Source organism: Amycolatopsis oliviviridis (assembly GCF_014654365.1).
Lineage (GTDB): Bacteria > Actinomycetota > Actinomycetes > Mycobacteriales > Pseudonocardiaceae > Amycolatopsis > Amycolatopsis oliviviridis.
This window is the reverse complement of record NZ_BNAY01000004.1, coordinates 575,282-594,639: the sequence shown is the minus strand read 5'-3', so window position 1 is coordinate 594,639 and position 19,358 is coordinate 575,282. Positions and strand designations below refer to the sequence as shown.

Genomic DNA, 19,358 nt, shown 5'->3' with positions numbered 1-19,358 from the left:
AACTTCCATGGAACCGGGCGGCCGGAGACCCCTGTGGTCTCCGGCCGTTCGTGCCTTGACCGAGAACGCGTCTTCCGGGAGCGCGCCAGCGCGACGGGAAGACTTCACCCCGCGCGCCGCTTTTGGCCGGAGGCCACGGAAATATTTTGCCGGGCGCCATAGTCGTGAACCGCCGCTGACCTGCGGTGGAGCGCCTGGCGAAATTTTCCGTCAGCGCGCGGAAAAGTCACTGCAACCGGAAGCTGGGCGAGGCGCATGTGTAACCACGCAAGGCGCCGCGGCCAATGAGCGGCGCCCGGATCGAGGAGACACTCTTGCGTACTCGTATCGCTCTCACCCTCGGCGCGCTGTTGCTGGCGGGCGGCGCCGCCTTCGCGACCACGTCGCTGGCGTCGGCCGACCAGAGCGCCCCGTCGTCGACGGTCACCCCGGCGCCCCAGCCGCCGGCCAAGACCCCCACCACCGAGCGGCCGGCCGAGCCGCCTCGCGCCACCACCGCGCCGCCGCGTGAGGTCCCGCGGACCCCGGCGGTCGCCGCGCCGGGCGAACACCGCGTGCCCAAGGCCGTCCCGGCCGGGCCGACCGGGGATCTGCACCTCCCCGCCATCGTCGAAGGAGCCGGTAACTAGGTGTCGTCGAGCCGCTCGTCGAAGACCGGGACGGGCTCGCCGTGGGACGGCGAGTTCGCCCGGTACTTCGACGAGCGCGCGCACAGCCTGCGCGCCACCGCGTACCTCCTGTGCGGGGACTGGCACCAGGCCGAGGACATCACCCAGGCCGCGCTGCTGAAGCTGTACCTGGCTTGGCCGAGGCTCTCGCGGCACGACGCGCTCGACGGCTACGCGCGCAAGATCGTGCTGCGGACGTTCCTCTCCGAGCATCGGCGTGTCTGGCGCAAACGGGAGAAGCTCACCGACGCCCTTCCGGAAGTCCCGGACGAAACGGGCGGCACCGAACAGGAGATGCTGGTCAGGCACGCCCTGTCCGGCATCGCCCCGAAGCAGCGGGCCGTCCTGGTGCTGCGCTACTTCGAAGATCTCAGCGTCGACGAGACGGCCGCGGCGCTGGGCTGCAGCACCGGGAACGTGAAGAGCCAGGGCGCGCGGGGTCTGGCGACCCTGCGCAAACGGCTCGGACCGCATTTCAGTGAACTGGCCTTGAGCGGAGCGCACGACGATGGGAGGTGAGGAGATGGACGAGGACATCAAGGGCGTGCTCTCGCACGGTGCGAGCGGTCCCCCGCTGGGCATCCGGGCGGCGGACATCATCGAACGTGGTGGCCGCATCCGGCGACGACGCAAGCGGCTGGCCGTGGCGGGGAGTTCGCTGGCGACGGTCGCGGTGATCGTGCTCGGCGCGATCGCCGTCGGCGGTCACGGCGGTGAGGGGTCCGCGCCGGTGCCGCCCGCCGGACCGGGGCTGTCCACCGTCTCTCCCCCGCCGGTCACGCCCGCACCTTCCGAGACGCCCTCCACTCCGGAGGTCGCCCCGCACGAGCCGCCCCCGGCCACCCCCGAGACTTCCCCGAAACCGGGTCAGACGCGCACGACGCCCAGGACCCCTCCGCCCGCACGCACGACGGCCGTTCCTCCCCGCGCGCCGAGCGCGACGAAGACGTCGAGCGACTCACCGCCGACGGCGGCCTCGACGCGGTGATCCTCCGCCCGGAACGTCCGAATCCCGAGTTGTCACCCAAAGTAATCGGAAATTCTCCGACATCGGCTTTCACCTGGCCGTTCGTCACCGTTTTGGGGGAAAGACGCTCGCGCGATCGATCCAAAGCGCTGAGCCAGGACGTTTGAACACCTACGGTCGAGGGAACAAACCCTCGACGATGGGTAAGTAAACGGGTGGGTCGGGAGGTCAAACCCATGGCCGAAGAGGCGCTGAGTGCGTCACATCAGGAAAAAGGGGAACCCGCGGAGGCCCCACCTGAACAGATCAGAAAGGCCGTCGCCGGAGCGGCGATGGGTAACTGCATCGAGTGGTACGACTTCGGTGTCTTCGGCTTCATGCCCGCCATCCTGGGGCAGGTCTTCTTCAACGCTTCCAGTACTTCCGAAGGCGCGCTGGCGACCTTCGCGGTCCTGGCGATCACCTTCATCGTGCGGCCGTTCGGCAGCTTCGTGTTCGGTCCGCTGGGCGACAAGATCGGGCGCCAGAAGGTGCTCGCACTGACGATCATCCTGATGTCCGGCTCGACCTTCATCATCGGTCTGCTGCCGTCCTACGCGACGATCGGCCCGGCCGCGGCGGTCCTGCTGATCCTTTTGCGGACCATCCAAGGATTCTCGGCCGGCGGTGAGTACGGCGGCGCGGCGACGTTCATCGCAGAGTACGCGCCCGCCCGGCGCCGGGGTTTCTGGGGCAGCTGGCTGGAGTTCGGCACGCTCGTCGGGTTCGCGATGGGCGCCGGCTTCGTCACGATCTTCACCGTCGTCCTCGGCGACGACGCCATGCGGGAATGGGGCTGGCGCCTGCCGTTCCTGATCGCGGGTCCGCTCGGCATCGTCGGTCTCTACCTGCGGAACAAGCTGGAGGACACTCCGCTGTTCCAGGAGATCGAGAAGAAGAACCAGGTCGAGAAGTCGCCGCTGAAGGCGCTGCTCAAGAAGCACTGGACGTCGATCCTGCACCTGATCGGCATCGTGGTGATGCTGAACGTGGCCGACTACATCGTGATCACGTATCTGGAGACGTATCTCAAGGACGTGGTCGGGTTCAGCGGGCACGTGCCGTTGCTGATCATCCTGGCGACCATCGCGTTGATGCTGATCTTGATCGTGCCGGTCGGCATCCTGTCCGACAAGATCGGCCGAAAACCCATCCTGATCGCGAGTTGCGCGAGTTTCCTGGTGTTCCCGATCCCGGCGTTCTCGCTGATGGGCGCGGCCGCGGACGATCGGAACGCCTGGCAGCTCATGCTCGGCCTGGTGATGATCGCGGTACCGCTGGTGCTGATCCTCGCCGTGCTCGCGGCGACGCTGCCGGCGATGTTCCCGACGCAGGAGCGCTACGGCGGTTTCTCCATCGGGTACAGCGTTTCGACCGCCGCGTTCGGTGGCACGGCGTCGTACATCATCGGCAGCCTGGTGAAGGAGACCGGCGACAACCTGTGGCCCGCGTACTACCTGATGGGCGCGGCGGCGATCGCGGCCATCCCGATCCTGCTGCTGCCGGAGACGGCCGGGGTGTCGCTGCGCGGCATCGTGAACTCCCGGATCGCGCGGCGCCGGAAGCCGGAAACGAGCACTCCCGGCGGCGCCTCGGAGCTACCCGCGAGTTAACGTCTTTCCATGAGCCGTATCTCGCAGCCGTGGCCGCCGGTCGAAGTCGAACCGGCGACCGTCCACCCGAAAGCCCCGCAGCCGGGCAGCCATCTCGGCATCCACTTCGGTGAGTGCTTCGGGTGCGGCGACGAGATCGAGGCCGGGCTCCACCTGCATTCGACGGTGGGCGAAGGGACGACGGTGTACTCCAAGTTCACCGTCACCTCCGCCCACCAGGGTGCGCCCGGCCTCGCCCACGGCGGCCTGCTGGCCTGCGCCTTCGACGAGGCGCTCGGGGCGACCGTCGGCAACCTGCTGCGCCGTCCGGCCGTCACCGGGAAACTGGAGACGGATTTCCTCCGGCCCGTTCCGGTCGGTTCGACCCTGTACATCGCCACGAAACTGGACGGCGTCGCCGGCCGGAAGATCTACGTGAGCGCCGACGGACGGCTGGACGCCGAGGACGGCCCCGTCGCGGTGCGGGCGCGAGCCTTGTTCGTGCGGGTCGAGTTCGAGCACTTCAGCACCCACGGGGACCCGGAGGCGCTGCAGAAGCTCGCCGCGGCGCACGAAAAGGCCAAGCGCGAACGCGAGTGGGACATCAACCCGTGAAGCATTTCGTCCTCTGAATGCGGTAGTTCGTACGCCGAACTACCGCATTCAGAGGACGAATTGCGTTCTAGGTGAGGGTCCTGGGCCTGATCGCGTTGGCCTTGTCGACGAGTTCGACGCGCTGGTCGACCGATCCGGCCAGCCGGGCCAGCGTCCGGTAGCAGCGTTCGAGCCCGAACCGCAGATCCCGTTCTTCCAGATCACAGCCCAGCACCTTCGCGCCCGGCGTCGGCCGGTTCTGCGCGTTGAGCCAGCCGTGCGCGGCTTCGAGCACCTCCGCCGACAACCGCGTGCGGCGTTCGGCGTCGAGTTGCAGGCGCTCGAGCCGCGTCGAAGCGTCGACGAGGTCCCGCTCGGACACCATCACCGGGTCCTTGCCGCCGCCGTTGATCCTCGTCTTGATCTTGATCGCGGCCACCTGCGCGGCGACGTAGTGCGAGGACGACGCCGGGACGGCCTCCAGCACCTCGATCGCGCTGGCCCTGGCGCCCTGCGCGAGATACACGCGAGCTAGCCCGAAGGCGGCGCTGACGTACGACCGGTCTGTTCGCCACACGAGCTCGTAGTAGCGCGCGGCGCCGAAGTAGTCCCCGACGCCCTCCGCGCTGACGGCCAAGGCCAGCTTCGGCGCGATCTCGCCGGGAAGGTCGTCGTACACCGCTTCGAACGCGACGTGCGCGACGCGGGACCGGCCGCCCGCGAGCTCGATCAGGCCGCGGTACCAGTCGATCCGCCAGTCGTGCGGGAATCCGGCCTTGATCGCGAGGTACTGCGCGGCCTGCAGCTGCCGCTGCGCCTCGACCAGCTCGCCGAGTTCGATCCGGGCGCGGACGATGCGCAACCGGACCTCGATCGACTCGCGCGGCGCGCCGGCCAGCGACTCGATCGCGCCCTTGGGATCGAGCGCGACCGTCGACGCGAGCACGCCCGCCGCCGGGTCGTCCGTGTCGACCTGCGGGATCGGCAGACCCGAGACCACCTCGCCCGGATCCGGCAGCGGAACGCTCCCGCCGTGCTCCGGGACGACCAGTTCGACGCCGAACGTGCGGGTCTCCGGGCCGAAGACGGTCGAAGCGCCCGGGCGCGGTTTCCCGGTGCCCAGCGCCATGATCTCGCGCAGCACCCCGGTCAGCTGGTCGCCCATCTCCTCGGCCGCGATGAACCGGCGGTCCGGGTCGGTGTGCGTCGCGCGCTTCAAGAAGCGGTAGTACGAACCGAAGAGCGCGAACAGCGGGACGACGTCCGGGCCGGGCAGGGTCGTCTTGTACTTGCTGGTGTACCCGGAGAATTCGAAACTGAGGACGGCGAGCGTGCGGCCGACCGTGTACAGGTCCGATGCCACCGAAGCGCCGTGGGTCGCCAGTTCGGGCGCGCTGTAGCCGGTGGTGAAGAACAGCGGGCTCTCGTAGTCGTCGGTGCGGCGGACCGCGCCGAGGTCGATGAGCTTGAGCTGTTCGTGCGTCTGGATGACGTTGTCGGGCTTGAGGTCGCAGTACAGCAGGTGCTGGCTGTGCAGGTAGCCCATGGCGGGCAGGATCTCGAGCCCGTAGGCGATCACCTGGCCGATCGGCAGCGGCTCCGGGCGTTTCGTCTCGCGGTGGTGCGCGAGCGCGAGCTGGCGCAGCGACTGGCCGCCGACGTACTCCATGACGATGTAGCCGACGGAGTTGCCGGTGTCGCCGTCCGGATGCTGCACGAAGTTGTGGATCTTGACGATGTTGGGATGTTCGACCTCGGCGAGGAACCGCTGCTCGTTGGCGGCGGCCGCCATCGCGGTGGCGTCACCGGTGTCGATCAGGCCCTTGAGCACCACCCAGCGGTCGCTGACGTTGTGGTCCTGGGCGAGGTAGATCCAGCCGAGCCCGCCGTACGCGAGGGCGCCGAGGACCTCGTACTGGCCGCCGACGATCTCGTTCGGCCGCAGCTTCGGGACGAAGGAGAACGGGTTCCCGCACTTCTCGCAGTTGCCTTCCGGCGAGCCGGGTTCGCCGTCCTTGCCTCGGCCGACCTTGGCGCTGCAGCTGCCGCAGAAGCGTTTCTCCTCCGACACCATCGGGTTGTCGAGGACGGCGGACGCCGGGTCGCGGTACGGCACCTGCGGGACGTCGACGAGCCCGGCGCCGAGGCGGCCGCGGCGAGAGGTGCGCGACGACGTCCGGCGCGCGGTGCCGGGGAACGAACCCGTTCCGGTGCCGGTCCCTGTCCCGGTACCCTGGCTGCCCGATCCGGTGCCGGTGCCCGTGCCGCGGCTTTCGCTGGAGCGTTCGGGCAGGACGCTTTCCGTGCCAGGGTCCGGCAGCGGCCCGGGTCCGCTGTCGACGCGCGGCGTCGGCGGCATGATGCTCTGCGTCTCCGGCGTCGGCGAGGAGAGGACGCTGGTCGGCTGCGGGGCGTCGGCGGATGCCTGCAAGACGGGGCGGACGATCTGGGTCTGCGGGCTCACCGGGGCCAGCTCGCCCGGCGGACGCGTCGGGTCCTCGGCGCCGGGAATCGGCCGCTGCTGACCGCGCGGTGGAGTCTGCGGACGCTGGACCGGCGCGTGATAGATCGTGCGCTCGGCGTCCTTCTCCGGTGCGGGCTGTTGCTTCTGCCGCGGCGGTTCGGAGAGATCGAGCCTGCCGGAAATGGACGGTTCGGGCGTTTCCCAGCGAACCGGCGCCGGCGGCGTCCAGGAGGCGGACTCCGCCTCGTGCTCCGGCGTGGCGTCATCCGGCGCTGCGTGCCTGGGACGGCGCGGCTCTTCCGACACTGGTACCTCCCGAATCCCCGCGACGGCGTCAGCCCTGAGTCTAGGCCTGGGAGCGAAGCTCCTCCGTTGAGGGCGGCGGCGGGGGCATGGATGGACTAGACGTGCGCAAGCAGGTCCTGCCCGCGCCGGGTCGAACCCGCTACGGTGCGGGAGAGAACCGATTCAGCAGGTGATGAGGGGGAGGAACCGGTGCCTGCGTCATTTTCGATGTCGATGGCCCAGCTCGACGTCGTACTCGAAGAACTCGGGCTCGGCAGATTCGTGCTGCCCTTCGAAATCCCGACCGTCGGTACCACCGTCACGGAACGCGAGCGGCACTGCGAAGAGGTCTGGTCGGCTCTGGCGGACCGAGGCTTCGCGCGCGGTCGCGAACTCCTGCGCGACTACGAACAGACACTCCGGCTCTGGGCGACAGGCGACTTCGTCGTCACCCTGGAGGCGCACGAGGTCGAACAGGACGCCGAGTACCTCTATCGGGGTGCCTGGAACCAGCGTCTGGGCGTCGTGAGCCAGCAACGCGGATTCGACATCCTCTTCGAGCCGGTTTACCCCGATCAGGTGACCTCGACCCTGCTCGGCTATCTACCGTCGCTGCAGCCGTTCCCCGGACGGGTGACGACGTCCAGCACCCTCCCCCCGGCCAAACGACCGGACGACCCGTTCAACGAGGACCCCGGCAACCTCCGCCTGGGCGCGGCCGGCCGTTTCTTCGAATTCCCGCTCGCGCGACTCGGCACACTCGGCATCACCCTGCGCGACGATCGAGGGAAACCGCAGCAGAAAAGCGTCCAGTGGTTCGACAGCGTCCAGGGCCGCTTCATGCTCACCACCGACCGCTTCCCCGACGGCGAAGTCCGCCGCACGTTCACCCCGACGAGTGGCTCTCACCTGGCACGATGGATCCACGACCTGGTCGAAGCCGCCCGCGTCGGCAGCGCGTGATCCTCGCCGGAAGGCGGCCTTCAGGGCCGTTTCCGCTGATATCGTGACCTGACGAGCGCTACGAGTAACCGGGACTTGGTACAGGGGAGAGACCATGACTGACGGCACCGGCGGACCGCCGGGCGACTTCTCGAAGATGCTGGGCGACTTCTCGGCGCAGGCGGATGCGATGGTGACGGCTGCGAAGGAAGGGCGGTTCGCGGTCAGCCCTGAGATGGGCGAGGCGTACAAGACCGCGCTGCAGGATTACCTGGACAGCTGGGCAACCAACAAAGGCCAGTTCATCGTGCTGGGCCGCGCTCCAGAACTCGGTACGAGTCCCTACGCTCTCGACGTCGGCAAGCACGCCACTCTCGTCGCGGATGGTGATGAACAGTCGGCGAAGACCCAGCTCGAGGCACTGCAGAACGTCATATCACGAGCCGTGACGGCTATCGAGACCGCGAAGAAGAACTTCAATCAAATCGAGCATGACAACGAGTCGACCCTAAAGAGCCTTCGACAGGATTGATACAGAGAATGAAATCGGCACCAAATCTGTTCCTGCTGGCGGCGGCCGCTCTCGTCGTGACCGCCACGACGGTGTCATGCTCGACCGAGAAGCCAGGAAAACCCAATCCTGCACCGAGCGCATCTCAGTCCGCAGCTCCCAGCAGCGAGAACAAGGAAGTCTTCGCGGACCTGGACTCGTGCGAGATGCTGCGAGACGTCACCAGAACACTTGCTTACGAAGGATACAAGCCAGAGACATTGGAGAGCGACAACGGCTGCCGAGCGACGAAAGCGCGCTACGGAAACGTTTCCCTCTACTTCGTCGGCAATGAGGGAATCGGCAAGCTGAACCCTTCACAGGGAACCAAGACCACCGTACAGATCGGCGGACGCGAGGCCGTACAGTTTTCGGGCGATGGCGGGCGCGGGAGCTGCTATATCGGTATAGCGGTTACGCCTAACGCGCGCGCCAGCGTCACGCTGACCCTTTCAGATGGATCAAACGAACAGTCTTGTGCCGACGGAATGGTCGTCGCCGAAGCTGTCGCGCCCAAGCTGCCTAGAGGGAACTGAACGGATCAGGGAGGGGACCATGGCGGAGAACACGGGTCAGGACAACTTCGAGTCCGTGCTGAGCGCCGACGGCAAGGCCCATCGCACGTACGAGGGCAATCGCTACGCGGAGACCTACGACGAGGTCAACCGGGGGCCCGGTGGCAACGACCTCACCGCGCGGATGACGGCGGAGGCGAAGGCCGGCGAGTATTCGGGCCAGCAGGCCGAAAGCCTCGCGCAGGGACAGCAGTTCCGGGCCGGGCTCGGGCCGTCGGGTCAGCGCTACGAGGGTAACTCGCACGGCGACCTGATCGGCATGGTCACCAACAACCTCTCCGCCGAGAAGATCGACCAAAAGGGCGAGATCTGGAACAACCAGGGCAACGCGCTCAACACCTTCAGCAACGCCCTCAGCAGCGCCGCCAACAAGGAGGGCGCCCACTGGCAGGGTCCGTCCGCGGAGGCCGCGCACGGGTTCTTCAAGAACCTGGGCAAGTGGGCCGATACCGCAGGTGACGGCGCCTACCTCGCCTCCAACCGCTTCTCCCAGTCCGCGGCCGCGGCCACCACGGCGAAGAACTCCATGCCCGAAGAGATCCCCTTCGACCGCAACGCCGAGTACAAGAACGCGATTCAGCAGCTCGGGAACGGGAACTTCGCGGGCGCGGTGGAGACGGTCGGCAACATCCCGGCCAAGCAGGAGCAGTCGTTCCAGGCGCACCAGCAGGCCGCGCAGGTGATGCACACCTACGACCAGTCGCTTTTCGACGTCAATTCCAAGCAGCCCACCTTCGCCCCGCCGCCGGAAATGGGCGATTCGACGACGGCGTCCGGGTTTTCCGGGGGTACCGAGGCCAAGGGTTTCAGCGGCGGACCGGGGCCTGGCCCCGGATCCGGTCCTGGGGTGTCCGGTCCGGGCTACTCGGGCGGACCGGGACCGACGTCGGGACCGGGGCCCGGGATCACCACGGGCGGCGGGCACACCGGGGTGCCGGGGCCGAACCAGCCGCTCAGCGGGCCGCCCGGATCGTTCCGGCCCGGGCCGACGCCGGGGCTGGCGGCCGTGAACGGTCCCGGCCCCACCGGGCTCGGGCGGCTGGGCAGCGAGCAGTATCGCGGCAAGCCCGGCCGGACGCCGACCGGGCCGGGTGGCAGTGCGGCGAGCCGGTTGACCAGCGGCGGAGGCGGCGGGTTCGGGCGCAACGGCGGTTCGGGCAACGTCGCCGAGCGGCTCGCGGGCGGCAAGGTTTCGGCCGGTGAGGCCGAGAAGCTCGCGGGCAAGGGCGGTGGTTCGGGCTCGGGCAAGCTGCCCGAGGAGCGGGTCACCCGGGGTGGTGCGGCCGCTGCGGGCAAGAGCGGTGGGCAGGGCCCGATGGGGGCCGGTGGCCCGGGCGGCAAGGGGCAGAAGGAAGAGGACAAGGAAAAGAAGGCCCCGAACTACCTGCAGGAAGAAGACGCCGACGTGTTGTTCGGCGGCTACGACGGCGAAATGAAGCCGGTGCCGCCGGTGATCGGCGAGAAGTCCCCATAACCCGAAGCGGGCCGTTCGGAAGCGACTCCCGAACGGCCCGTTCTCACTTGTACTGGGGTGAGGGCGGTGTCCCGCCTTCGAGTTTGTTCCCGATCCATTTCGCGTAGCTCGTCTGCCACGCGCCACCGCGCACGTTCTCCAGCACGGCGTTCACGTACCGCACCATGTCCTCGTTCTCCTTCGGGACACCGATGCCGTAGTTCTCCTCGGTGAACCGGTCCCCCACGATCTTCAGCGTCGGGTCCTGCGCGAGCATCCCGGCGAGGATGACGTCGTCCGTCGAAACGGCCTCGACCTGTTTCTGCTGCAGCATCACCAGGCAGTCCGACCAGTTGTCCACCGAGACCGGCACCGGCTTCGAGGGATCCGCCGCGATCTTCGTCAACGACGTCGACGTCTTGGTCGCGCACACCCGCCGCCCGGCGAGATCCGAGAGCTGGGTGACCTTCGATCCGGATTCGACCAGGATCCGTTGCCCCGCCTGGTAATACGCCGTCGAGAAGGCGACCCTCTTCAGCCGGCTGCAGGTGATGCTGTAGGTCCGGACCACGATGTCGACCTGCTTCTTTTCGAGCACGTCTTCCCGCAGTTTCGACGGGATCGCGCGGAACTGCACGCGGCCTTCCGCACTGCCGAAGATCGCCTTCGCGATCTCGTTGACCATGTCGATGTCGAAGCCTTCGAGCTGACCCGACGTCGGATTCCGGAAACCGAACAGGAACGTCGTCTGGTCGACGCCCGCGACGAGTTTGCCGTTCTGCTTGATCCTCGCCATCGTCGAGCCGCTGGTGATCGACGTGCCGCTGGTCGGCCGCAGGCTGGCCAGCGGGCTGCAGCTCGTGTCGGTCGTCCCGCCACCGCCGGCGTTGTCGGCACCGCCGACGTTCGCGGGCTGCGGCGGGGCGACGTCGCCGACCGGGGCCGGGTCGACCGGCGCCCCCGCGCTGCCGCAAGCCGTCGCCAGCACCAAGACCGCGCCGAGCACGGCCGTTCGCAGACCGTTCCGCATCACCGGTACTCCCTCAGCCGTTCACGGATTCCCAACGCGGCCCCCGCCGCCGCGATCAACGCCAGCACCGCGATCCCCGGCGCGAGCAGCGTCAGCGCGCGTTCGGCACCGCGGGTGTCGTCGAGGAATTCCTGTCGTCCCACGTTGATCGCGGCCACCAGGTTCTCGTCGAGCCGCAGGAACGCCCCTGCCGCGCCATCCTTCTTGTCGTCACGGACGGCCATGTCGACAGCGTCCTGGTAGAAGCCGTCGTCGTCGAGGCGCCGCACTTCACGGTGCGCCTTGAACCACGCCGACGCCGCCTGGATCGCCGCGTCCACCTTGTCCGCGCCCGCGCCGCCCTCCGCGAGGCCGCGGACCTCGCCGAGCAGGCCGCCCTGGCCGTCCGTCCCGCCGAGTTGCGCGGCGAGATCGCCGAAGTCCTTTTCGTACGCCGCGCCGTCGCCGCGGGCGACGAGGGCCAGCGTCTCGTCGGCTCGTGCCTGCAGGGCCGCGATCCGGGCGCGCACGAGGACGTCCACCTGGTGCGAGCCGTCTTCCTCACCGCTGCCGACGAGGCTGCTCTGCACGATCACCGCCACCGCGCCCCACAGCAGAGCGACCACGACCGACACGGACGCGACGACGAGCCCGACGTTCAGCAGCCGGTTGGTCTTCCGCGTCAGGTGCACCTGCGTGACGATCAGCGCGGCGAGCAGGGCGAGCAGCAAAGCCGTTGCCAGCCAAGGGAATCCGGTCGCGTCGTCCTGTTCGGCGGCGAGCCGGTCGGTGTCGATGCGGTACAGATCCTGTGCGGCGGGAAGGATTTTCGCCCGCATCAGTTCGGAGGCTTCCCGAAGATACGAGGCACCGACGGGATATCCCTGCCGGTTGTAAGTGCGTGCCGTCTCGATCAGTCCTGTGTAGACAGGGAGTTCGCGACCGAGCGTGTTGATCTGCTCGGCCGCCTCGCCGACGCCGGACGAGTCCGACGCCGCCTTCGCGAGCGCCGCACCGGCCTCCGCGACGTCGCGTTCGTACCGCTGGCGCATCGGGAGCGGCTCGGTGCCGATCGAGAGGAACGAACTGGCCGCCGTCGCGTCCGCGTCCGAAAGCGCGCGATAGACCTGCTGCGCGGCGGCCGCGAGCGGTTCACGGTGGTCGATCAGGCCGTTGATCGTGTCCTTCTTGTCCTGTGCCGCCAGCGCGCCGAACAGGCCGGCGACCAGCGACAGCAGGACGAGCCCGATCGCGATGACCGAAAGCCTGCCCGGCGTGGTCGCCGCGGACCGGATGATCGCGCGGATCCCGTTCCCCGGCAGTTCGAGCAGCCCGGCGATCCCGCTGCGGCCTTCCGGCGCAGGGGGCGGCGCGGGGCTGCCCGGCGGCCCCGGCCGGGTCACAGTGCTCGTCATCGCCGATCCTCCCCATTGGCTCTACCCGCAAAGAAGGTATCCGAGTCGGGATCGGCGCAGCCAGTGACACCGGCGTGTGTCATCGGCACGTGATCTCCCGGCAGCGTCAGAGGCCTTTTTCCAGGCCGTACCGCACCGCCTCCGCACGATTGCGCACACCGATCTTGGCGAACGCGTGGTTGAGGTGGCTTTTCACGGTGGCCTCGCCGATGAACAGTTCGGCGGCGATTTCCGGATTGGACAGCCCGCGCGATGAGGCCATCCGGGAAGTCGGCCTTGGCGCGAGTGACCCGTTCTCGAGTCGAGCGCGGCGACGAGCCTGGTCGGACACTTCGGCGGCGAAGATCGCCTGGCCGTTGGCGGCGGACCGGACGGCCGCACCGATCTCCGCGCGGCCCGCGTCCTTGGTCAGGTAGCCGCGGGCCCCGGCGCGCAGCGCGTCGGCGATCGACGCGTCGTCCGCGTACGTCGTGAGGACGACGACGGCGATGTCCGGGTGATCGCGTTTCAGCAGCCTGGTCGCGGCCACCCGTCCAGGATCGGCGTGCACAGGTCCATCAGCACGACGTCGGCCGCGGTGTGGCCGAGCAGGTCGAGCGCCTGCCGCCCGTCGCCCGCGGAGCCGGCGACCTCGACCCCGTCCATCAGCCCGAGCAACGCGACGAGCCCTTCGCGCATGACCTGCTGGTCATCGACCACGACCACCCGGATGCGTGCTTGGCCGCGTTGGTCAGCGCCTCCCGCGCGACCCCCACCAGCGAGACCACCTGGGCGGACGGCAGCGGCCGCTGCTCCCCCCAGACCTCGAAGGTCGCCCCGCAGTGATGCGCGTCCGCCAACTGGCGTAAGGCTTCGGCCAGCGAAGGGACGTCGCTGCGCAGGGCCGCGACGGCGTCCCGCGCCTCGGCGAGCCCGTCCGCCGCCAACCGGCGGGACAACCGGACCCTGCCGAGCGCACCGTCCACATCGGACTTCTCGGCCAGCAGGGCTTCGGCGACCTCCAGGTGGATCCCCAGCGCCCCGAGCGAATGCGCGAGGACGTCGTGGATCTCCCTGGCGATGCGGGTGCGCTCATCGAGCGCGGCTGCCCGCGCGTGTTCGCTCTGCGCCAGCTTGGTCTGCTCCAGCAACGCGGCCGCCTGTGCCGCCTGCACTTCGTACTGCCGCCGGTTCAGCCCCAGCAGCATCAGCACGAGCAGCACACCGACGTTGCCGAACACCAGCGGTTCGGACGCGCCCGCGACCAGGCCGGTGACCGCCGCGAGGCTCGCGTCGAGCCCCACCACCCCCAGGATGGCCGCCACCGACGGCTCGGTCAGGGTGGCGAACCGGCTGACCGTGACCACCGCCAGCACGATGGCGGAGGAGTCCTCCGCCCAGCCGAGTGCGATCGACGGCGCGACGCTCGCCACCCCGAGCAGGACGGTCGCCACCCGGGGGAACCGCGGAGAGGCCGCCACGAAGCCCAGCCAGCAGGCCCCGCAGACGCCGAACGCCGTCCAGATCCATGGACTGGACTCGCGTGCGGTCAGCAGCACCACCACGACCGCGGCCGTGCCGAGCAGCTGGACGACCAGCCGGCTCGGCGCGATCGTGTCCGGCAGCAGCGGCCTTTCCCGCTTCCCCATGAGTCCCCTCAGTGATCGCTCAGCCGCGTGACCATCTCGACCAGGATCAGGCGGTACGCCAGGAACCCCAGCAGGACGATGGGTTGAGCCGGAGGTGGAGGTTTCAGGCGCGGACTGCGGGCGCGACGGAGTACGGGAGGACCTCGCCCCCGTCCGCGGGCCGTTCGACGACGAGCTCGACGCCGTCGTCGAACCGGTACGGCCTGGCCAGCAGGATCCCGCCGAAATGCCGCCTCATCCTGGACATCTCCGCGCGGACGGTGACGGTGCGGCCGGCGTCGCCGAAGAGGTCCAGCGACAGCTCCGACGCCGACCTCCCGTCCCGGTGGAGAGCGAGGACGTACAGCATCTCCGCGTGCCGCGGGCTCAGCCGATGCGACCAAGTGCCCGCCGCGCCCGAGACGCGCAGCGTGCTCTCCCGAGACGACGTCAGGTCGAGGACGACGCGGGTCGGCGGTGCGTCCTCCTCATCGGCGACCCGGACGAGCCAGCCTCCGGGCAGCGGCTCCAGCAGGCAGTTCCCGTAGGTGGGCAACCAGGTCCGGCCCGCAGTCGCGTCGTTCGGCAGCGCGATCCGGCCGACCGGGACGAAACCGGCCGAGGCCGCGACCCAGCCGTGCGGGTCGGCGATGACCGCCCGGCCCTTCAGCTTGGTGAGCAGCGGCGACGCCAGTCCGCGCAGCCTTTCGAGTTCCGAGAGATGCGTGGTGCGCAGATGCGCTTCGGCGAGCTTCGCCACCGCGTCGACCAGGGCCAGCGTCGTCGGGTGCACCGTGGAGGCCGGACCGGAGAGGTCGACGGCACCGAGCAGCCTGCCGTCCCGAGGATCGTGCAGCGGCGCGGCGGCGCAGGTCCAATCGTGCTGGTTCCGGACGTAGTGCTCGGCGGAGTAGACCTGCACCGGATGCCTGGCGACCAGCGCCGTCCCGATGGCGTTGGTACCGGCGGAGTTCTCGTGCCAGTCGACGCCCTCGACGAACCCGAGCGCGTCGGCGCGGCGGCGAACCGCGGTGCTGCCGTCGCGCCAGAGGACGCGGCCGTCGGCGTCGACGACGGCCATGATGTGCGCGGCCTGCTCGGCGAGGCTGATCAGGCCCCCGCGCAAGGCGGGCAGGACGGCGGCGAGGCCGCTCTCACGACGGCGGGCTTCCAGCTGGTCCGGGGCGAGCGCGGGCACCGGGGCGCCGCGGTCCGGGTCGAGGCCGAGCCGGCGCATGCGCCGCCAGGACGCGCCGATGACCGCGCGCGGATGCCCCGGGAGAGTGGTCCCGGCTAGCGCGGCTTCGTGCACCTTGGCGAGGGCGCGCGCGTGCAGCCGCGGGTCCGCGCCGACCGGCAACGCCGCCTCCAGCTGCACCTGGCCCACTCCCTTGGTCCGTTTCGGCCAGTGTGCCCGGGCGGCGCGGCGTTCGGAAGGTCTCTGTGACCTGGGCGAGGCTTACCGCGTGAAGGGCGCGTCCACCAGGTGGGACGCGGGAAAGGCGCCCTTGGGCCGTCGTCCCAGCAGCAGGCCGGTCCTGGTGGCCTCGGCCATCACGGCGCGGACGTCGACGCACCACGGACCGTCGGGCTTCAGCTCGACGAAAGCGCTGTCTCCTTGTTTCAGCACGAAGTGCGGCTGGCCGTCGAGCGCGATGGAACCGCCGGCGGCGGCGAGGTCGACGCGGACCCCGGGATGCAGCACGCTCCAGCCCCGCACGCCCACCGACCGGACCTCGCCGGGCGCGATCGGCGCCTGCACGACGTACGGCGTCTCGTCGACCGGCCCGAGCGAAACCGCGACACCGTCCACAGTGGACTTAGGACTGGGGCACAACCGCCCGGGGATGCTCGACAGCCCGATCCCGTCCGGGACGGCGAACGTGCAGTACAGCTCGGTCAGCGACGCGGGGTCCCACCGGCTCTCCGAACACACGCTGACGTCGGTCAGCGCGATCTCGCGGCGTGCCTTCGTGACGACTTCGAGGATGGTCGCGCGGTTCGTGACCAGGTCCGTGTCCACCTGATGGGTGGCGAGCAACCCGGCGGCGAGCCCGGCGACGGTGGACTCGTCGGTGGTCCCGGTGGGCAGCATGAGCAGCGGGACGTCGCCGCAGGCGGCCGCGGCGGCCCGCATCAGGCCGTCGTCACCCAGGCAGATGAGCACACTCGCACCCGCGTCCACCATCCGGCGGACGGTGGAGATGATCTTCCCCGCCTCGGTCCACACCATCACCCGGCCGACCCCGGCCACGCGGAGTGCCGAGCGCAGGCTCTGGATGTCACGCTCCGAAGCGGGGTTCGCCACGATCCCCGCAACCGCTTCGCCCACATGTCCTCCGCTGCCGCGCCAAGTCCTACAAGGAAACGACGTCCGGGCCGCGAAAGAAAGAGTTGCACGAGGTTGCATCGCGACTCGCTGTGCGAACACGGCCATTTTGGTCAGTCGGACGGGCGGCCGCACCGTGAAAAAGCAGCAGGGCCGCCTCCCCGAGGGGAAGACGGCCCTGCTTGGAAAACCTGGATCAGATCACGGTGACCGAGGTGGCCTGCGGACCCTTCGCGCCCTGCCCGATCTCGAACTCCACGCGGGCGTTCTCCTCGAGGGTACGGAAGCCGTTGCCCTTGATCTCGCTGTAGTGCACGAAGACGTCGCCGCCGCCGTTGTCGGGAGTGATGAAGCCGAACCCCTTCTCGGAGTTGAACCACTTCACAGTGCCCTGAGTCATAAAATCTCCATATGCAACACAAACAAACAGGAAGCCACGTCGGCAGCCCGGGTCATGACCAGACGGTTTGCTTCCCCGGAAACACGAGGAGACACTACGCCCGCTGAGTTCTGCGAGCGTGAACCAACACGAACACAAAAATCGAGACCTGGAGCAGTAAAGCACACCTCACGCAGGCCGACAAGCGCCTTCACCCTGGTGTGCGCGGACGCACTGTACTCCCCATGGCGTAGCGACTCTTGACGGCGCGGTCACTCTTGACGGCACAGTACCCCTCGCGGCTCGGCTATTCGCCGCTGGCCGCCCGGAGCGGTACCTCGGCGCCGAACGGCGAACGGCGCAACGCCTCCCGGTTCGTTGCCACGACGGCGATGTCGTGGGTCTCCGCGTCCGCGCTGAACAGCACCGGCACCACGCCGGAAACGGACTTGTCCTGTGGCTTCGTCTCGTCAGCCATGTTTTCTCCCAGTGTCAACACAATGCTCGTAGTAGGACGTAACGCCCTGCGTGCCAACAACCCCACCGGTGATCACTCCGGTCCATATCGGACTCTCGGTGTTGCCGCGATTGTGCCACGGCCGACCGACAAAATCCGGTCTCCGCGACCGAAAGTCGGCCGAGTCGTCATCGCTTTCCCACACTTTGGAGCTGGTGAAGGCGGCGTCACAAGGGTTTCTGTGTATCCCCTGAGAAAACCGCGGCTCCTACTGCCCGCCCTGCTGCGGCCGCGCGGCGCCCAGCAGGCTCGTCAGCCGGATGTCCGGGGTCACCACGTCCGGATCCGTCCTGATGTCGATCACGCACGGCCGTTGCCGGACCAGCGCGCTCGCGATGATCGGCTCCAGTTCCTCGCGGTCGTCGACGGTGTACCCGGCGGCGCCGAGCCCGCGCGCCCACGACGCGAAGTCGGTGACGGGGACGGTGACGCCCGACAGCCGTCCGTGCTTGCGCGCCTGGTGCACGGCGAGCGGACCGTGGAGTCCGTTCTGGAACACGAGGACGGTCACCGGCACCCGATAGCGGACAGCGGTCTCGATCTCCTGCCCGGTCATCAGCGCGCCACCGTCGCCGACCATCGCGATCACTGTACGGCGTGGCTCGGCGAGTTTGGCCGCGACCGCCGCGGGGACCGCGTAGCCCATGGCCGCGTTGCTCGGGCCGAGCTGGCTGCGCGGCGCGGTGAAACACCAGTAGCGGTGCATGAACTGGGCGAAGTTGCCCGCGTCGCTGGTCACGATCGCGTCTTCGGGCGCGAGCTTGCGTACCGCGCGGATGACGTCGGCGGGGTGGACGCGGGTGGCGCCGCTGGTGTCGGGCGGCGTCATGAAGGTGTGCACGGCGGCGTTCGCGGCCGATGCGCGACGGGTCCTCGGCGAGGCGACGTCGCGCAGTTCGCGCAGGAACGGCTCGACCTCGGAGTCGACCCGGAAGGTCAGGCCGCCGCGCCGGGCGGGCTCGATCCCGGTGCCGACCAGCACCAGCGTCTGCGACGGCGTCGGGTAGCGGAAGGACTGGGTGGTGACCTCGTCGAGCTGCGTGCCCAGGGCGAGCACGAGGTCGGCGCGCTCCAGCGCGTCGAGCTGGCGCGCGGGGATACCGATACCGAGGTGGCCTGCGTAGCGCGCGTGGTTCTCGGGGAAGGCGTCCTGGCGGCGGAACGCGTTGTACACCGGGAGTGCGAGCTCGTCGGCGACGGCGATCAGCTCTTCGCGCGCCGCGCGCGCCCGGCCGCCGACGATCACCACCGGGTAGCGGGCCTCGTCGACCAGTTGCGCGACCGCCTCGGCGGTGCGGCCGAGCGCGCCGGTGGCGGGCGCCTTGACCGAGGCGACCGGTTTGGCCGAATCGAACGGGACGCCCCAGAAGTCGGCGGGGACGGCGACGACGGTGGGCCCCGGCCGCCCTTCGCGGCAGCGGGTCAGCGCCTCGACCAGCAGGCCGGGGACCTCGTCCGGGGATTCCGCGCGGCCGGTCCACTTGGCGAGGGGCTCGAACATCGCGGTCAGGTCCGCGGTGGGCAGTTCGCTGGTCGGCCCCGGATTGGACGGCGGGTTCTCCAGCAGGACGACCATCGGGCTCTCGTCCTGGTACGCCGTGGAGACGCCGATCGCGAGGTTCGCCGCGCTCGGACCGCGGCCTGCCAGCAGCACGGCCGGGTGCTCGGTGAGCTTGCCCTCGGCCTCGGCCATGAAGGCCGCGCCGGAGTCGTGCCTCGCCGAAACGAAGGTGATCGACCGCTCCCGCTGCAGCGCGTCGAGCAGATCCAGGAAGGACTCACCCACCACCGCGTACACGCGGTGGATCTGCGCCTCGGTCAGGATCCGCACGGCCGTCTGGGCGACGGACGCTCCCGGTTGGTATCTAATGGGATTAGCTTAGGCGGGCGGTGATCGGTGCCGTCAAGCGATCTTCCGATTCCGGCAATCCCGGAGCGGTGGAATGTCCGATATCGGAACGTGTTCGAGCAAG

18 protein-coding genes and 1 pseudogene are annotated in these 19,358 nt (G+C 69.2%); 9 read left to right on the top strand and 10 right to left on the bottom strand.

What is annotated here, in order from left to right; translation table 11 throughout:
• Positions 1–284: 284 nt before the first annotated feature.
• From IE302_RS20735 to IE302_RS20715, 5 genes are all read left to right on the top strand, one after another.
• On the top strand, positions 285–629 hold the full coding sequence (locus tag IE302_RS20735) for a hypothetical protein (protein ID WP_191256125.1): 345 nt from the start codon (positions 285–287) through the stop codon (positions 627–629).
• A complete protein-coding gene (locus IE302_RS20730; RefSeq protein WP_191256124.1) occupies positions 630–1,187 on the top strand; it encodes a SigE family RNA polymerase sigma factor in 558 nt (185 codons plus the stop codon).
• 4 nt (positions 1,188–1,191) lie between these two features.
• On the top strand, positions 1,192–1,656 hold the full coding sequence (locus IE302_RS20725) for a hypothetical protein (RefSeq protein WP_229907871.1): 465 nt from the start codon (positions 1,192–1,194) through the stop codon (positions 1,654–1,656).
• Positions 1,657–1,871: 215 nt separating this feature from the next.
• A complete protein-coding gene (locus tag IE302_RS20720; protein WP_191256122.1) occupies positions 1,872–3,287 on the top strand; it encodes an MFS transporter in 1,416 nt (471 codons plus the stop codon).
• 9 nt (positions 3,288–3,296) lie between these two features.
• Positions 3,297–3,881: a PaaI family thioesterase gene (locus IE302_RS20715; protein ID WP_020633063.1), complete on the top strand. Its 585-nt coding sequence runs from the start codon at positions 3,297–3,299 to the stop codon at positions 3,879–3,881.
• Positions 3,882–3,948: 67 nt separating this feature from the next.
• Here IE302_RS20715 and IE302_RS20710 read toward each other — a convergent pair whose 3' ends face one another.
• A complete protein-coding gene (locus IE302_RS20710) occupies positions 3,949–6,630 on the bottom strand; it encodes a tetratricopeptide repeat protein (protein WP_191256121.1) in 2,682 nt (893 codons plus the stop codon).
• A 189-nt stretch (positions 6,631–6,819) separates the two neighbouring features.
• Between IE302_RS20710 and IE302_RS20705 the strand changes: the two genes are divergently transcribed.
• The 4 genes from IE302_RS20705 to IE302_RS20690 all read left to right on the top strand — a co-directional run bounded on the left by IE302_RS20705 (position 6,820) and on the right by IE302_RS20690 (position 10,150).
• Positions 6,820–7,572, top strand: coding sequence for an ESX secretion-associated protein EspG (locus tag IE302_RS20705; protein ID WP_229907870.1), 753 nt, complete (start codon positions 6,820–6,822; stop codon positions 7,570–7,572).
• Positions 7,573–7,666: 94 nt separating this feature from the next.
• Positions 7,667–8,083, top strand: coding sequence for a hypothetical protein (locus IE302_RS20700; RefSeq protein ID WP_191256120.1), 417 nt, complete (start codon positions 7,667–7,669; stop codon positions 8,081–8,083).
• Positions 8,084–8,091: 8 nt separating this feature from the next.
• A complete protein-coding gene (locus IE302_RS20695) occupies positions 8,092–8,637 on the top strand; it encodes a DUF3558 family protein (RefSeq protein WP_191256119.1) in 546 nt (181 codons plus the stop codon).
• A gap of 19 nt (positions 8,638–8,656) precedes the next feature.
• On the top strand, positions 8,657–10,150 hold the full coding sequence (locus tag IE302_RS20690; protein ID WP_191256118.1) for a hypothetical protein: 1,494 nt from the start codon (positions 8,657–8,659) through the stop codon (positions 10,148–10,150).
• A 43-nt stretch (positions 10,151–10,193) separates the two neighbouring features.
• Here IE302_RS20690 and IE302_RS20685 read toward each other — a convergent pair whose 3' ends face one another.
• The 9 genes and pseudogenes from IE302_RS20685 to IE302_RS20645 all read right to left on the bottom strand — a co-directional run bounded on the left by IE302_RS20685 (position 10,194) and on the right by IE302_RS20645 (position 19,255).
• Entirely contained in the window at positions 10,194–11,159 is a 966-nt protein-coding gene (locus IE302_RS20685) for a glutamate ABC transporter substrate-binding protein (protein ID WP_191256117.1), read from the bottom strand.
• Positions 11,159–12,553, bottom strand: a complete 1,395-nt coding sequence (locus IE302_RS20680; protein WP_191256116.1) for a GlnX family signal transduction membrane protein — start codon at positions 12,551–12,553, stop codon at positions 11,159–11,161. The genes IE302_RS20685 and IE302_RS20680 overlap by 1 nt, the downstream gene beginning before the upstream one ends.
• A gap of 106 nt (positions 12,554–12,659) precedes the next feature.
• Positions 12,660–13,231, bottom strand: a pseudogene (locus IE302_RS20675) (response regulator).
• On the bottom strand, positions 13,198–14,181 hold the full coding sequence (locus IE302_RS20670; RefSeq protein ID WP_229907869.1) for a sensor histidine kinase: 984 nt from the start codon (positions 14,179–14,181) through the stop codon (positions 13,198–13,200). The pseudogene IE302_RS20675 and the gene IE302_RS20670 overlap by 34 nt, the downstream one beginning before the upstream one ends.
• 103 nt (positions 14,182–14,284) lie before the next feature.
• Positions 14,285–15,547 carry a GAF domain-containing protein gene (locus IE302_RS20665; RefSeq protein WP_191256115.1) on the bottom strand — a complete coding sequence of 421 codons (1,263 nt, stop codon included), beginning with the start codon at positions 15,545–15,547 and terminating at the stop codon, positions 14,285–14,287.
• A 72-nt stretch (positions 15,548–15,619) separates the two neighbouring features.
• Positions 15,620–16,492: a diacylglycerol kinase family protein gene (locus IE302_RS20660; protein ID WP_191256114.1), complete on the bottom strand. Its 873-nt coding sequence runs from the start codon at positions 16,490–16,492 to the stop codon at positions 15,620–15,622.
• A gap of 193 nt (positions 16,493–16,685) precedes the next feature.
• On the bottom strand, positions 16,686–16,889 hold the full coding sequence (locus IE302_RS20655) for a cold-shock protein (protein WP_005163378.1): 204 nt from the start codon (positions 16,887–16,889) through the stop codon (positions 16,686–16,688).
• A gap of 286 nt (positions 16,890–17,175) precedes the next feature.
• Positions 17,176–17,346 (bottom strand): hypothetical protein, encoded by a 171-nt coding sequence (locus tag IE302_RS20650; protein ID WP_005163371.1) that lies wholly within the window; start codon positions 17,344–17,346, stop codon positions 17,176–17,178.
• 247 nt (positions 17,347–17,593) lie between these two features.
• Positions 17,594–19,255, bottom strand: a complete 1,662-nt coding sequence (locus IE302_RS20645; RefSeq protein ID WP_268246770.1) for a thiamine pyrophosphate-binding protein — start codon at positions 19,253–19,255, stop codon at positions 17,594–17,596.
• Between the last annotated feature and the right edge of the window lie 103 nt (positions 19,256–19,358).

Coding starts and splice junctions, on each gene's coding strand:
- IE302_RS20735 (WP_191256125.1), top strand. CDS start 285: ATGAGCGGCGCCCGGATCGAGGAGACACTCTTGCGTACTCGTATCGCT.
- IE302_RS20725 (WP_229907871.1), top strand. CDS start 1,192: ATGGACGAGGACATCAAGGGCGTGCTCTCGCACGGTGCGAGCGGTCCC.
- IE302_RS20720 (WP_191256122.1), top strand. CDS start 1,872: ATGGCCGAAGAGGCGCTGAGTGCGTCACATCAGGAAAAAGGGGAACCC.
- IE302_RS20715 (WP_020633063.1), top strand. CDS start 3,297: ATGAGCCGTATCTCGCAGCCGTGGCCGCCGGTCGAAGTCGAACCGGCG.
- IE302_RS20700 (WP_191256120.1), top strand. CDS start 7,667: ATGACTGACGGCACCGGCGGACCGCCGGGCGACTTCTCGAAGATGCTG.
- IE302_RS20695 (WP_191256119.1), top strand. CDS start 8,092: ATGAAATCGGCACCAAATCTGTTCCTGCTGGCGGCGGCCGCTCTCGTC.
- IE302_RS20690 (WP_191256118.1), top strand. CDS start 8,657: ATGGCGGAGAACACGGGTCAGGACAACTTCGAGTCCGTGCTGAGCGCC.
- IE302_RS20685 (WP_191256117.1), bottom strand. CDS start 11,159: ATGCGGAACGGTCTGCGAACGGCCGTGCTCGGCGCGGTCTTGGTGCTG.
- IE302_RS20680 (WP_191256116.1), bottom strand. CDS start 12,553: ATGACGAGCACTGTGACCCGGCCGGGGCCGCCGGGCAGCCCCGCGCCG.
- IE302_RS20670 (WP_229907869.1), bottom strand. CDS start 14,181: ATGGGGAAGCGGGAAAGGCCGCTGCTGCCGGACACGATCGCGCCGAGC.
- IE302_RS20655 (WP_005163378.1), bottom strand. CDS start 16,889: ATGACTCAGGGCACTGTGAAGTGGTTCAACTCCGAGAAGGGGTTCGGC.
- IE302_RS20650 (WP_005163371.1), bottom strand. CDS start 17,346: ATGGCTGACGAGACGAAGCCACAGGACAAGTCCGTTTCCGGCGTGGTG.